The 13774-nt window shown below is 59.3% G+C and carries 16 protein-coding genes; 6 read left to right on the forward strand and 10 right to left on the reverse strand.

The window, feature by feature from the left end:
- The first annotated feature begins 124 nt into the window (after positions 1-124).
- Both secE and nusG read left to right on the forward strand, forming a co-directional pair.
- A complete protein-coding gene (gene secE / locus ACFC5L_RS09825) occupies positions 125-406 on the forward strand; it encodes a preprotein translocase subunit SecE (RefSeq protein WP_375203119.1) in 282 nt (93 codons plus the stop codon).
- 24 nt (positions 407-430) lie between these two features.
- On the forward strand, positions 431-967 hold the full coding sequence (gene nusG / locus ACFC5L_RS09830; RefSeq protein WP_375203118.1) for a transcription termination/antitermination protein NusG: 537 nt from the start codon (positions 431-433) through the stop codon (positions 965-967).
- Between the two features lie 9 nt (positions 968-976).
- Here nusG and ACFC5L_RS09835 read toward each other — a convergent pair whose 3' ends face one another.
- Both ACFC5L_RS09835 and ACFC5L_RS09840 read right to left on the reverse strand, forming a co-directional pair.
- Entirely contained in the window at positions 977-1855 is an 879-nt protein-coding gene (locus ACFC5L_RS09835) for a hypothetical protein (RefSeq protein ID WP_375203117.1), read from the reverse strand.
- 60 nt (positions 1856-1915) lie between these two features.
- Positions 1916-2206 (reverse strand): hypothetical protein, encoded by a 291-nt coding sequence (locus tag ACFC5L_RS09840; RefSeq protein WP_375203116.1) that lies wholly within the window; start codon positions 2204-2206, stop codon positions 1916-1918.
- 102 nt (positions 2207-2308) lie between these two features.
- Here ACFC5L_RS09840 and ACFC5L_RS09845 point away from each other — a divergent pair, with 102 nt between their 5' ends.
- Positions 2309-2911, forward strand: a complete 603-nt coding sequence (locus ACFC5L_RS09845; RefSeq protein ID WP_375203115.1) for an HD domain-containing protein — start codon at positions 2309-2311, stop codon at positions 2909-2911.
- A gap of 76 nt (positions 2912-2987) precedes the next feature.
- On the opposite strand, the gene ACFC5L_RS09850 is transcribed toward ACFC5L_RS09845, so the two are convergent.
- From ACFC5L_RS09850 to ACFC5L_RS09875, 6 genes are all read right to left on the reverse strand, one after another.
- Positions 2988-5198 carry a TonB-dependent receptor gene (locus ACFC5L_RS09850; RefSeq protein WP_375203114.1) on the reverse strand — a complete coding sequence of 737 codons (2211 nt, stop codon included), beginning with the start codon at positions 5196-5198 and terminating at the stop codon, positions 2988-2990.
- 144 nt (positions 5199-5342) lie between these two features.
- Positions 5343-6050 carry a sulfotransferase-like domain-containing protein gene (locus ACFC5L_RS09855; RefSeq protein ID WP_375203113.1) on the reverse strand — a complete coding sequence of 236 codons (708 nt, stop codon included), beginning with the start codon at positions 6048-6050 and terminating at the stop codon, positions 5343-5345.
- A gap of 20 nt (positions 6051-6070) precedes the next feature.
- The gene (locus ACFC5L_RS09860; RefSeq protein WP_375203112.1) at positions 6071-6484 is read right to left on the reverse strand and encodes a hypothetical protein; all 414 of its coding nucleotides are present in this window, start codon (positions 6482-6484) and stop codon (positions 6071-6073) included.
- A 75-nt stretch (positions 6485-6559) separates the two neighbouring features.
- Entirely contained in the window at positions 6560-6976 is a 417-nt protein-coding gene (locus ACFC5L_RS09865; protein ID WP_375203111.1) for an MmcQ/YjbR family DNA-binding protein, read from the reverse strand.
- Entirely contained in the window at positions 6973-7752 is a 780-nt protein-coding gene (locus ACFC5L_RS09870; RefSeq protein WP_375203110.1) for an LOG family protein, read from the reverse strand. Before ACFC5L_RS09870 ends, ACFC5L_RS09865 begins: the two co-directional genes overlap by 4 nt.
- Complete coding sequence (locus ACFC5L_RS09875; protein WP_375203109.1) at positions 7749-8690, reverse strand: aminotransferase class IV; 942 nt, start codon at positions 8688-8690, stop codon at positions 7749-7751. The genes ACFC5L_RS09870 and ACFC5L_RS09875 overlap by 4 nt, the downstream gene beginning before the upstream one ends.
- A 73-nt stretch (positions 8691-8763) precedes the next feature.
- Between ACFC5L_RS09875 and ACFC5L_RS09880 the strand changes: the two genes are divergently transcribed.
- The 3 genes from ACFC5L_RS09880 to ACFC5L_RS09890 all read left to right on the forward strand — a co-directional run bounded on the left by ACFC5L_RS09880 (position 8764) and on the right by ACFC5L_RS09890 (position 12605).
- Entirely contained in the window at positions 8764-10284 is a 1521-nt protein-coding gene (locus tag ACFC5L_RS09880) for a leucyl aminopeptidase (protein WP_375203108.1), read from the forward strand.
- A gap of 122 nt (positions 10285-10406) precedes the next feature.
- Positions 10407-11804 carry a hypothetical protein gene (locus ACFC5L_RS09885; protein WP_375203107.1) on the forward strand — a complete coding sequence of 466 codons (1398 nt, stop codon included), beginning with the start codon at positions 10407-10409 and terminating at the stop codon, positions 11802-11804.
- Between the two features lie 12 nt (positions 11805-11816).
- Complete coding sequence (locus ACFC5L_RS09890; protein WP_375203106.1) at positions 11817-12605, forward strand: rhodanese-like domain-containing protein; 789 nt, start codon at positions 11817-11819, stop codon at positions 12603-12605.
- A gap of 26 nt (positions 12606-12631) precedes the next feature.
- On the opposite strand, the gene ACFC5L_RS09895 is transcribed toward ACFC5L_RS09890, so the two are convergent.
- Together ACFC5L_RS09895 and ACFC5L_RS09900 are read right to left on the reverse strand one after the other, a co-directional pair.
- Positions 12632-12844, reverse strand: a complete 213-nt coding sequence (locus tag ACFC5L_RS09895) for a hypothetical protein (protein ID WP_375203105.1) — start codon at positions 12842-12844, stop codon at positions 12632-12634.
- A gap of 56 nt (positions 12845-12900) precedes the next feature.
- Positions 12901-13728: an arylamine N-acetyltransferase family protein gene (locus ACFC5L_RS09900; RefSeq protein WP_375203104.1), complete on the reverse strand. Its 828-nt coding sequence runs from the start codon at positions 13726-13728 to the stop codon at positions 12901-12903.
- Positions 13729-13774 lie beyond the last annotated feature (46 nt).

Consider the following 13774-nt stretch of genomic DNA (forward strand, 5'->3'; position numbering starts at 1 on the left):
CTAGAGCGGCGTCTTCCGAAATCCTCTGGAGATTCTTCAAAGCGCGGGACCCGCGCACGAGAAGCTGTGTCCGGAGGGAAATCGGGAATTGGCCCTTAAGTCCCGGAATATAAGGCGGCGAGATATGGCGAAGAAGAAAAAACCGGCAGGCGAAGCCGAGGTCATCGAAGGCAAGGCGACCGAAGTCAAAAAGAAAAAACGCACCAGCCCGATGGAGTTCATCCAGCAGGTCCGGAACGAAGCTGCAAAAGTCACATGGACAACGCGTAATGAAACGCTTGTCTCGACCACGATGGTGTTGATCATGGTGGCGATCATGGCGCTGTTTTTCTTCGGCGTGGATCAGGTATTGCGCTTGGCTGTCTGCACGGGCCTGCCCATCGACTGCGTCGGCTCCAGCAACTAACAAATCAACAAACGGATCACTGGCATGGCGAGCAACTGGTATATCGTTCACGCATATTCGAATTTCGAAAAGAAAGTCGCTGAATCGATTCAGGTCTCCGCGAAGGATAAAGGCCTCGACCATTTAATCGAGGAAGTCTTCGTGCCGACTGAAGAGGTCACCGAAGTGCGCCGCGGCCGCAAGATCAATACGGAGCGCCGTTTCTTCCCGGGCTATGTGCTCGTCAAGATGACGCTTAACGACGAAACCTACCACCTCATCAAGGAAACCCCGAAGGTGACCGGCTTCCTCGGCTCCGGCAACAAACCCATGCCCGTGCCGCAAAAGGAAGTGGACCGCATTCGCGGCGTCATCGAAGAAGGCGAAACCCGTCCGCGCTCGACCATCACCTTCGAAATCGGCGAGAATGTGCGCGTCACCGACGGACCCTTCGCATCCTTCTCCGGTGTTGTCGAAGAAGTCGACGAAGACGCCGAGCGCGTTAAGGTTGCTGTCTCGATCTTCGGCCGCGCCACGCCGGTGGAGCTGGAATTCACCCAGGTCGAAAAAGAAGCCGCCTAAGACTGTCGTCTAAGACGGGACGCCAGCGAGCATTTGTTTTGCGCGCAAGCGCTTCAATGTTGCGGCGTCAAACCAGTAATTCACAGGATCGAGGCGCGGGCGCAATGTCGCCAGCGCCTCTTGCGTATAAATCTCGTAAATCGTTTCCGGCATCGCTGTAACGCCATCCTTTTTGAGAAGGCGGTAGAGCACTTGTTTCTGGAAATGCCGCTCCGAATAGCGGCGCAGACGGCGGCGATAAAGGCTGAGATCCCGCCAGTTCGCCTGCAGCGAGTCAAATTCGAAAGTGGCGTCTTCAGCGATCACGATGCGCTGGGTGTGGCTGTCGTCAGGCCCGCCCTTGAGGTCCGTCAGCAACAGATACGTAATGAGCCCGTCTTCGCCTTTGGCGCCGAAAGGAAGGCGCAAAGACTGACGCCGGAAGGCGGCGATGGCCGCGCCGGAAAGGGCGTAGAGATTGCCGCTGAGATAATTGTTCGCCAGAAGCAGCGTCGCCCAGTCTCGCCGGCTGCGGCCGGCGGCGGGCAGCGCCGCCGCGCCATAGGCGTCGGGTGAGGCTTCAAGCGCGGCGCCGAGCGCTGTAATGGCGCCTTCGCTCGCTGTGACGTCGCCATCCGTGAACACATGGACAGGGATCGCCGGGTCGGCATGGCGATGAACATAGTCGTTCCAGGCGTTGGCTTTGTCGCCTATAGGAAGCTCATGCGCAGTGATGCGGCGGTCTGCCGTTGCAAGGGATCTTGCCGTGCCGGCCGTATCGTCCGTACAGCCATTAACAAGGATATGCGCAGTGTCGTTGACGCCTAGCCCGGCGGCGTCAAGCGCACCGACGCTACGCGGCAAAAGCCGTTCTTCATTACGCGCAAAGATACAGACGGAAACGCTCATGACCGGCTTTTATCATCACGGCGTCATCTGTTGCAGTTAAAAATCAACCGGGCCTCAAGCTTAACCATCTTTTTCCGGCGGGGCGGGATGGGTCGCCGGATCGGTGTCCTCAAACGTTTCATGGTAACGCTTGGGTGAATGGCGCGCGGCCTTGCGCACCAGAAAGTCGAACCAGCGCCAGCGCCGCCGCATAGCGAGGATCAGGGGGCGGGCGGCCGGGTTCGCCGCCGCAATCATGATGAGACCGAGAATGACCAGCGGCGCGCCCAGCGGCAGCGGGGAGAAGGCGGCGATCAGCCCGTAAAGCATGAGCACGATCCCCGTCAGCGTTGTCGCCAGCCTTGCGATCACCCGTCCTGCACCTTTCCTTGAAGCCTGCGCCTGATAGTTGAATCTTGTGGTTCAAAAACTGTAATCTTGCCCGCAACGAAATCAAAGCCGGAGGAGATGTTCATGCCTGACCACGGAGATGTCGGCGCGCCGCGCGCCAAGTTTCACGCCATGACCGAAGGCACGCAGGAAGACTGGATGGTCATCGCCAGCCAGTTTGCGCCTTTTGCAGCGAAAGGCGGCGCCCGGGTGCTGGACCATTTGCGGCTGTTGAAAGGCGATTATGGCGGATTCCCGGTGGACCGGCTGGAACATTGTCTGCAAACGGCGACGCGCGCCCATCGCGACGGGCGCGATGAGGAATATGTGGTCTGTGCGCTATTGCACGATATCGGCGATACGCTCGGCGCCTATAATCACCCGGATATAGCGGCGGCGATATTGAAGCCGTTTGTGTCGGAAAAAAATCACTGGATGGTTGAAAAGCACGGGATCTTTCAAGGCTATTATTTCTTTCACTATCTCGGCATGGACCGCGATATGCGCGATCAGTTCCGCGATCATGACTATTTTCAGCACACGGCGGAATTTTGCGAAAAGTACGATCAGGCGGCTTTTGATCCAAACTATGACTCCATGCCGCTGGAGGCGTTTGAGCCGATGGTGATGAAGCTTTTTGAAGCGCCGAAGCAGTCCGTCTACAAGGCGGCGATGGCGGAAGAGTAAGCCTTTCCCTCGGATGCAATGAAAAACCCCGGCGCAAAGATTTGCGCCGGGGTTATTTTTCTACTCACCGCTTTCGTCAGTTACGGACCGTCAACTGGAAGCCGACAATGCGCGGTTCATTGACAAAGCCGGTCAGGTTGTTGAAGTCGATGCCGCCTTTCAGGTTTTCCGCATCGAGAATATTGCGGGCGAAGAAAGCGGCTTCATAAGCGCCGCTTTCGGCGCGGTAGCCAATGCGAAGTCCGCCTTCGGTGTTGCCGCTCGATTGGAACTCGGCGGATTCATAGAGGAAGAAATTCGTCTTGCCCTGAACCGCCCAGTCGGTGTTGGCGAAGAACTCGCCGTGATCGCGGAACGGCACGGTATATTCAGCAAACACGTTGAAGGTGAGCTCTGGGGCGTTGGGGAACGGATTGCCGTCAATCAGCGCCTGTCCGAGGCCGTTTAACGGGTCCAGCACGGTGCAGGCTCCGGAGCCGCAAGGCGCCGTGGCGAGCAAGGCGTCCTTGATCTCGGTGTTGTTGTAGCTGAAGCCTGCGCCGATATAGAAATTTTCTGACAGCGCAGCCTCCGCATCGGCTTCAAATCCCCAGCCGACGCCTTTGTCGGCGTTCACAACCTGATTGATATTGCCGGCGCCGCCGATGATCGAGAATTGCTGGTCGTCGACCGTGTAGTAATAGGCGTCAGCGTTCAGGCGCACGCGGTTGTCGAGCAGCTCCGATTTGAAGCCGGCTTCATAGGAGAGGATCGTTTCCGACGTCGCCACCGTTTGCGGGTCGACCGAGCCAGAGAAGGCGGCGAAAGCGACGTCGCGGCCCTGGATCGTCGGACCGCGGAAGCCGCGCGCGACCCGCGCATAGATGTTGAAGCCGTCTGTCACTTTATAAAGCGCGCTCACATCCCACGAGAAATCGTCATCGGATGCAGAGGTCGGATTGACTGTCACCAGCGGCGGCAAAGTGACGGCGCTGAAGTCGCGATCATCCTCGGTGTAGCGCACGCCCGCCGTGATCGTGAATTGATCGGTGAGATCATATGAGCCCTGACCGAAGACGGCCCAGCTTTCGTTCTGATGACGCAGGGTCGTCAGCGGCGGGAAACCGTCGCCGACCGTCGATACGAGCGCGTCGGAGTCGAAATAGTAGAACCCGATCTGCCAATCGAGGACATTGTCGCCGCTCGAGGCGAGGCGGATTTCCTGGGTGAACTGATCAAGGTCGTCGATGGAATCCTGTGTGTCGGACGGGAAGGGGATGAAACCGGGGAACGAGCCGCCGGGCAGAAATGCGCCGCCGTCAATATCGCCGCGGCTGCTGCTTGACGCGGTTTCATAACCGGTAATCGAAGTGAAGGTAACGCCGCCGAGATCCCAATCGAGTTTCGCCGATCCGCCCCAACCGTCTGATTCCTGGGGGTTGTTGGCGCCGCCGTCATACCAGACGGTGTCGCGCTTGAAATTCCCGTTCAGTTCGCTGCTGCCCGGGCTCAAGATGTTGGCGCGGAAGAGGGCTGATGTGCCTTCATAGTCCCGGCCATGAACATTGAGGAGGAGGCTCACAGCTTCCGTCGGCGTGAACAAGACCTGCAACCGCCCGGCGAGTTCCTCAAAACCGCCCATCACATCGTCTTCGCCAGTGACGCCATTATCGATCCAGTCGTCGCGGCGCTGATAAAGACCCGAAAGGCGCACGGACAAGATGTCGGCGATGATCGGCCCGCCAATACCGCCCTGCGCGGTCACCGTGTTGAAAGTGCCATAGGCGACCTGCGCGATCGCGTCGAAGTCGTCGGACGGCTTCACAGTCGTGAACTTCACGACGCCGGCCGGCGTGTTGCGGCCGAAGAGCGTGCCTTGCGGCCCACGGGACACTTCGACTTGCTGAATATCAAACAATGGCGCGCTTTTCAGGACGACATTTTCCATAACCACATCGTCCATGACGATGGAGACCGGTTGCGAAGCGGCGACATCGAAATCGACATTGCCGAGACCGCGAATGTAAAAGCGCGGCGCAAGACGGCCATTGGAGGACTCGGCGTAAAGGCTCGGCACCCGTGCAGAGAGCGCAAGAATGTCTTCGCCGGCGGCCTGAATTCCGGCGAAGCGATCGCCTGACAGGGTTTCAACGGAAATCGGCACTTCCTGCTGGTTTTCTTCGCGCTTTTGCGCGGTGACGATGATGGTGTCGAGGCCGCCCTGTGCGTAAACGGGGCTCGCTGTAAGAGCGATTGCAGAAACGCCAGCGGCGAGCGCTGCGCGCGCCGGAAGTGTTGATCGTGTCATTGAATATTTTTCCCGAAAGCTAATTGCCCACGCCGCGTGCCAGCGGCTTCGGGAAACAGAGCTTAAACATAAAATGAAAGTTTGATGACTGCGAAATGCAACCGCGACACGAAAGATGCGCAAGCGTTGCGCAATTGTCACCAGTCAGATGACGAGCGTTCGGCTGTGGAAAAAATCATAATCACTTTTACAGGCTCTTGCGATGTCTTCCAGGTCTCGCGAAAGACGCAACTCGTGCGCTTTGTAAGGCTTGAAGCCAGTTGAGGCGTTGACGGCGTCATACCAGTGCGGGGCCCAGGCGCCGTCGCTGTCGCGCGGCCCCGCTGGCCAGGACAACATCTTTTCCGAAAACGGCATGCCGAGCGCCGTGCAGAGCGCGCGCAGCGTCGCCGCGGGCGCTCTTAGAACATCAGCAGCATCGATGACCGGCGCGGGCTTTTGCTCATAAAGACGCCGCTGGATGCGGTAGGAGTCGATGATGGGCGTTACGTTGTCGAGCTTGTTTTTATAGGACGCGACCATGGCGCGGGGGTCGCGGATCAGATGAAAAATCCGCGCGCCCTGTAGCCAGTCGAAATCCGGCGCGAAGGCGAAATGAAAACTGATATGTTTTTCGAAACTGTATGCGGCGCCCTCGCGCGCGTTTAATTGCGCCGCGACCGTTTTCCAGTCCGATGATTGCGCGGCGAGGGTTTCTTCTCTCAGCGGATGGTTGGCGCCGCTCGCTTTCAGATAACAGGCGTAAAAAGGTTCATCCGCAACGACGCAATCGTCACGGTTTTCAAAGCTGCGCATCATCGTTGTGGAGATGTTGCGCGGTCCTGAAAGCATGGCGATGCGAATTGGCGCCATAATGATTTGATCTTTTGGTCCTAGGCTTTCTTTTTCGCCGCAAGGCGAGGCGCTTTTGTTTTTGGTGTAATGTCCACTGGCGCGCCGTCAAGACCGGCCTGATCTTCGATCATGCGGATGATCTGTGCGGAAGAAGCGATCACCTGGCGGCTGCCTTCGCTTTTGACTTTGGTGATCTTGACCTGATTTTCCATCGCTTGAATGGCGTCATAGGCGCCGGTGACGGCCGTCTGGAAATTATCGATAAGCGCATCGAAATCCGGATCGTCGCCGGAGAGCTTTTCCTCGGCCGTCGCCCGCAGCCGCACGACTTCGCCGAGAACCTCTTCCGCCTGTTCCCGGTATTTGCGGCGGGCGGTCCATGCGCCGCCGAGCCAGCCGAAAAAGAGCCCCGCAAGCCCGGCGCCCGCTCCGATCAGAATAAGATTTTGCACCCCGTTACCCCTTATTCAGCCCATACCCTGATGGAAATTCTCGCAGTTTATGGGGATTTGGCAAGGTCGCCGACCTTAGAGCTCGCCTGAATCGTAGGCTTTGAGGAGTCTTTTCGGCGCCATTTCCCGCCAGACGCGAATGAGATTAGCCTTCGCCCACGCCATGTCGACACGCTCCGGCCGTGCAAGCACCAGTTTGTGATTCTTGTAATGGTCAGTGAAAAAATAGGTTTCGGGGTCCGCCTCGACCAGCATGTCGCGTTCCTCGAAGGGAACCTTGAAGACGGGCGCGTCTTCGGACGGGCTCCAGAAAAACCACAGCTTGCCATGCGCTTTGAGGCAGGGCTGGCCCCATGACATCGCCTCCGTCACATTCGGAAGATCAAGCGACAGGGCGAGGTCCTTCAGCACGTCATAGGTGACAGGCGCATTCTTGCGCCCGGGCTTTTTCTTCGCCGCTTTCTTCCTGGTTGTCTTCTTTCCGGCCGTCATTTCGCATCGGCTACAGGGCCGCCGCAGATGCCGGCGATCAGAAGCTTTTCCCAGGCCTCTTCCGGCGTCGAGGCGTAATGGAAGAGATTGAGATCACCCGGACTGATCATTTCATGCTCGACGAGATGCTGAAAATTGATGGCTTTCGTCCAGTAGTCTTCATCAAACAGAATGACGGGAATGACATCGCTCTTGCCGGTCTGGATGAGCGTCAGTAGTTCGAACAGTTCATCAAAAGTGCCGAACCCGCCGGGAAAGATCACCAGCGCCTTGGCGCGCATGGCGAAGTGCATCTTGCGCATGGCGAAATAGTGAAACTGGAAGGTGAGGTCCGGCGTCGAATAGGCGTTGGGCTCCTGCTCGAAAGGCAGGCGGATATTGAAGCCGATGGAGGGCGCGCCGGCGTCATGGGCGCCGCGGTTCGCCGCCTCCATGATGCCGCCGCCGCCGCCCGTCGCGATGACGTTTTCGCGCGTGCCGTCATGCTCCTTGTCTTTGGCGCCGCCGCGCTCCGATGCGAGGCGGGCGAATTCGCGCGCCTGGCCATACCAGCGCGCATGTTCGCCATTGCCGTTTTCGTGGGTGCGTGCGGAGCCGAACACGACAATCGTTGAATTGACGCCCCAGGCGCGCAGATGTTCCTCAGCTTTTTCATATTCGAGCAGGAACCGAACGCCGCGCAGCGGATCGCTGAGAAGAAATTCCTGATCCAGCGCCGCGAGAAGATAAGCGGGCGAGGCCATCTGTGCAGAATTGTCAGGTGTTTTGTCTGTCATGAAATGATGCGTCCTTTGGCGGATTCTTTTTCGATCAATTCTTTATAAAGCGATTGAAGGCGCGTCACCATCGGTCCCGCAGTGGCGCTGATCTTGCGACCGTCAACTTCCCCGACCGGCGTGACGCCAGCGAAGGTGCCGGTGATAAACGCTTCATCGGCGTTGTAGACATCATGCAGTGAGAAATTACGCTCATGCACTTCGATGCCGTTCGCCTTCGCAAGATCGATGATCGTGCGCCGCGTAATCCCGCCAAGACAGAAATCGCCGGTCGACGTCCATAATTCTCCGTCGCGTGCAATGAAGAAATGCGTTGAGTTGCAGGTAGCGACAAAGCCATGCGGGTCGAGCATCAGCGCTTCATCGGCGCCGGCCTTCGCCGCCTGAATGCAGGCCATGATGCAGTTGAGTTTCGAATGGGAATTGAGCTTCTGGTCCTGCACATCCGGATAGCCGCGGCGCACATGCGCCGTGAACAACCGCGCGCCCTGTTTCGCGTTTTCGGGAAGCGGTGTCTTGAATTCCGGAATGATGACGATGGTCGGCGGCGTAATTGTTGCGCGCGGGTCCTGATAGGGCGTCGCTTTTATTCCGCGAGTCACCATCAGGCGGATATGGACGCCGTCATGGGCCTCGTTGGCGTCAAGACAATTATAGAGCCGTTCCGCAAGCGCTTCTTTTGTCACTGGCATTTCGAAGTCGAGCGTCTTCGCGCCCTCATAAAGCCGGCGCAGATGCTTGTCTAAAAACGCAATCACGCCCTTGCCGTCGGGGCCGGGATGAACGCGCAACCCTTCCCATACGCCGTCGCCCAGCACATAGCCGGAATCGAACACCGAGACCGTGGCTTCGGCGCGCGGTTTCAACTCACCATTGATGTCGATCTTGATGGTCTCATTGCGTTTATCGGGGGTGTAGGCGTGAGTTGAATGGGTCATGACATCCGGTGATTGCGTTCCAAAGCCAATTCCTTATCCTTTTTCAATCTGATTTGCGATGTTTGAGGGAACCATGCGCTTTTTGTCTGCTCTGATGCTGTTGTTACTTTTGTCGCCGTCCGCCTGGGCGCAGCGCGAGGCTGCGTTTGCGGCGGCGCCGTCGCCGAGCGACGCGCTGGCGATCGCCATGACCGGGACCGAGGCGCCGGATGCGGTCACGGCGCTTCTTGGCGAGGAGGCGAGCGCCAATCTGGCCCGGGCGATTGCGGCGGCCAATTTCACGGGCGAGGCCGGCCAGACGGCGAGCCTTGTGTCAGGCGCAGCGGAATATGGCGAGATCTACGCGATTGGCGTCGGCGCCGGTGAGATGCGCTTGCGCGACTGGGAGGATTTCGGCGCCCGTGCGGCGGCGCTCGCCAAGCTTTCCAAAGCGGCGCGGGTCAGCGTTATTACGGAAGGCGCCAGCGCCGATGACCTGGCGGCCGCGGCGGGCGGCGCGCTGATGGGGCAGTATTCCTTCGACAAATATAAGAGCGACGCCATGCCGGTGACCGGAACGATTGCGTTCGTCTCAGCTGAGGCCGCGGCGGTGGAAACGATTTTCGAAGCGCGGCGGCGTCATCTCGCCGAGGCGTCCCTCTGGGCGCGCGACATGCAGTCGGAGCCGGCGAATGTTCTTTATCCGGAGGAATTTGTCCGCCGCGCCCGCGCGCTTTTCAACGGCGTTTCCGGTGTGTCGATTTCCGTTCTTGATGAGCGCGCCATGAATCGCCTCGGCATGGGCGCTATTTTGGGCGTTGGTCAAGGCAGCATTCGTCCGCCGCGGATGATGATTATCCGCTATAATGGCGCCGCGGCGGGCGAGGCGCCGATTGTTTACGCTGGCAAAGGCATCACCTTCGATTCCGGCGGCATCTCGATCAAGGGCAATTCAGGCATGTGGGCGATGAAGGCGGATATGACCGGCGCCGCCGTTGTCACGGCGGCTGTTTCGTCGCTGGCGAAATCGAAGGCGCCGGTGAATGTCATCGCTATCGCGGCGCTGGCCGAGAACATGCCCGACGGCGGCGCGCAGCGGCCTGGCGATGTGGTCCGCTCCATGTCCGGCAAGACGATTGAGATCATGTCGACAGACGCGGAAGGCCGCCTCGTTCTTTCCGACGCCGTCTGGTACGCGCAGCAGGAATATGACCCGGCATTGCTTGTCGATGTGGCGACGCTGACGGGCTCTGTTGGCCGGGCGCTGGGCGATGAATATGCCGGTCTGTTCGCGCGTGAAGATGCGATTGCGGCGAGCCTTGAAGCGGCTGGTGAGACGGCCGGCGAGGACCTCTGGCGGCTGCCTTTGCATCCGAACCACGATATTCAGATCAAGTCATTGATTGCGGATGTGAAAAACAGCGACACCGGGGCGCCGGGCGCCAGCACGGGCGCGGCCTTTATCGGCGCCTTCGTCAAACCGGAAACGCCATGGGCGCATCTCGACATCGCCGGTGTTGACTGGCGTTCGGAACCGGAGCCGACACGGCCCATCGGCGCGTCCGGGTTTGGTGTGCGGCTGCTCGACCAGCTGGCGCGAGATCGCGTGGAATAAGCGTTTTCAGCTTTTTTCGAGACGACCCCAGATTTTCCGGAAAACGGTTGACCCGTTTTCCGGCCCGGCTGCGCTTACCCTAGTGGGAGTAGAAGACTCCCCGCTATGAGAGGGGCAAGCGCATGACCAGCTGGATCAAAAAGTGGCTCGCCATCAGCGCTCTTTTCGCGCTGCCGGCCTGTTCCGGCGGCGAGGAGGCGGGCTCTTACGAGAACGCCGGCTATGGCGAAGAAGACGTCATCAGCGAGGAAGAGCTGGCGGAGATCGAAGCCGTGGATCCGGAAATGGCGGCTGAACTGCGCCGTGAAATGGCGGCCATGCGCCAACAGCCTTATGCGGCGCCGAGCCAGGGGGCTGGCGGATCAATGCCGCCGCCGCAAGCTTCCGGTCAGGTCTATCAGACGGCCATGAATAATGGCGGGCCTCAAGGCGTGGCCCAGCCCGGTCAGCCGCCGCGCCAGCAGCAACAGATAGCCGCCGCGCCAAAACCGTTGCCGGCCGGCGCCCATCGCGTGAAGCGGGTCGAGATCGTCGACCGGAACGGCTTTGAAAAACCCATGCCCGCCATGACCATGATGATCCCGGTGGACTGGCAGGGACAGGGCGGCATCGTCTGGGGACACAATCAGGCCTGCGGCGGAAGCGGTTATACGCCGAACTATGCCGCCACTTCCCCCGACGGACGGTCGGGCGTGCAGATCATTCCGTCCTTCACCTGGGTCTGGAACAATTTCTCAGGGCCCCAGCAGTCCGGCGGCTGTCCGTTTGTGCAGATCGGCGGCGTGCAACAATATCTGCAATATCTCGTCTCACAGACGCGGCCGGGCGCTCAGATAATTGATTTCCGTCCGCGGGCGGATCTTGCTGAACCCTATAAACAAATGAATTCGAACATGCCGATGGGCGGCGGCAGTGAAATGCGCAGCTGGGTCGAGGCGGGCGAGGCGCTGATCAGCAGCAATGTCAATGGCGCCGACACAAGAGAGACGATCGCCGCCATCGTCTATATCAATTACAGCATCATGCGGGATACGACCGGCATGAGCGGCGATATGGAGATTGTCTCCGGCTCGGCGATGCCGGCTTACGCCATGCGCGCGCCCAGCGGTCAGCTCGATTTCACCTTCGCCGAAATGGTTCGCAAGACGATCCGCGTTGCGCCGGAATGGGGCCAGCGGATCGCCCGGCACAACGCAAAAATTTCCCAGACGAATATCAAAGGCGCCCGCGACCGCTCCCAGATCATCGCGCAGACCGGCAACGAAATACTCGATATGCAGATGGAGACATGGCGCAATCAGAACGCAAGCTCCGACCGGATACAGCGCGAAAGCTCTGAGGCGATCCGCGGCGTCGAAACCTATAACGATCCCTATAATGGCGGGACGGTCGAACTCGACAATACCTATGACAATGCCTGGCAACTGAATGACGGCAGCTATGTGCTGACAGATGACGCCATGTTCGAGCCCTATCGCGATCTCGGCATGGACGGACAGCGCCTTGAAGCGGTGCAATAAAGGAAAGTTGAAATGAAAATATCGATTGCAGTTTTCACCGCCACGCTGGCTTTCGCAACGGCGGCTGCGGCCCAGGACGGTTTTGGCGCCCAACAGCCGCAACAGCAGCAAAACGTCCAACAGCAACCTTATCCGCAACAGGGACAATACCCCCAGCAGGGCCAATACCCTCAGCAAGGACAGTATCCTCAGCAACAACAGCCGCAGGGCTATCCGCAACAACAACCCTATCCGCAGCAGCAACAGCAGGGCTATTCGCAAGGCCAGCAACAGGGTGGCGGCAATCTCGACCAGCTTGCAGCGATGGAGCGTCAGGATTTCGGCGTGCCGCCGACCAGTCAGCTTCACAACGGCGCCATGCACGGGCCGACGCCCGCCAGCATTCCCGGCGGCCAGGTCATCACGACCAAGGGTATCGTTGAGCTGGTGCAGGGCCGGCAAACGCCCTTTATCGTTCTTGATGTGTTAGGCGGGCCGGAATTGCTGCCGGGCGCGACCTATGCGGTGCCGGCGCACCAGGCGGGCAGCTTCAATGACGCCACGCAGCGCGAATTCGGCCAATTCCTGCAGCAGGCGACGCAAGGCAACAAAGAGATCCCGCTGATCCTTTACTGCCAGTCGACGCAATGCTGGATGTCCTACAACGCGTCATTGCGCGCCATCAATCTCGGCTACAAGAATGTCTTATGGTATCGCGGCGGCATTGAGGCGTGGAAAGCGGCGGGTCAGCAGACCGTGACGCCGCAACAGATGCAGCAGATGCAACAGCAAATGCAGCAACAGGCGCCGCAGCGGCAATAGCGGTTGAAATTCAATTCGCCGGAAGGTCAGCCGCGGCGAAGCGCCTTCGGCGTCTCAACGGCGGCTTTGGCGCTGGCGACATCAACGCGCTTCGGCGCGCGCATCAGTTCGCTCGAGAGCTGTTCCTGGTCAGCATGACGCAAACGGCGGAACAATGCGTCCGCTCTTGCGCTGCGCGATTGCGAAGTCGTGCCCAGCCGCAGGAACAATTCCTGCGTCGTAACGTCCATCCGGCTCATCTCAGCCCCCCGGCTATTCGTTGCGTCCAACGTGATTCGGATTGGTTAACGAAAAGTTAAGGTTGTGAGGGCTCACCGAAAACAACCTCATGCCGGGCGCAGATTTTCGGCCAAAGTGACGCCGCTTCCGGTAGGTCGAGCCCGAAGAGGTCTTTCAAGAGCTGCACATAGTCTTCGGCTGTTTCGACAATCTGCTGTTCTTTTGACGCCGCTGTGAGGCGCTGCATCACCCGGCCCCGCAGGCATAGATGCTCATCCCCATTCCAGCGTTGCACTGCTGCGTTCTGGACGAACGGTGATTCCGGATCGGTCTGAAGCCACTTACAGCGCGCCTCCAGAAGCGCTTCGTCAGCGACATCGAGATTGAAATCGTAACTCGGCGCGCCGCCGCGCGGGTCGTTCTGGTAGCGCCACCAGCCGCCGCCGAGATCGACAAGGCCGCAACTCATGGCGCTGTTTTTAAATTTACCGGGCTTGAGCGGAAGCGGCTTCGTCAATCCGACGCCAAAACCGACATCAACCAGCCAGGGCGCGTCCAGAAAGACGATCAGCGTCAGGTGATTGCCCACTGCTTCGTCGCCCATAAACTCCCGGCCGACGCCGCCGGCGAGCCGGCGTAGATCGAAGCCGATCTCTTCCAGCGCCCAGCTGAACAGACCGTTCATTTCATAGCACCAGCCGCCGCGCCGGCGCCCGACGATTTTATCGAAGGCGTCTTGCGGCGAACGGGTGACCGGGTTTCCCAGTTGAACATCCATGGGATCGAACGGAATGGCGTTCACATGCGCGCGGCAAAGCGCGGTGAGCGTCTCAAGGTCGGCGCGCGCCTCACCCGCATAGCCGATGCGGTCGAAATAGCCGGAAAGTTCCATGGAATAGCTCACCAGAGGTTTCGCCGCTGATTAGCACGGGGCGCTCCCGCCCGCCATG

The organism is Hyphococcus sp. (genome assembly GCF_041986965.1).
GTDB lineage: Bacteria > Pseudomonadota > Alphaproteobacteria > Caulobacterales > Parvularculaceae > Hyphococcus.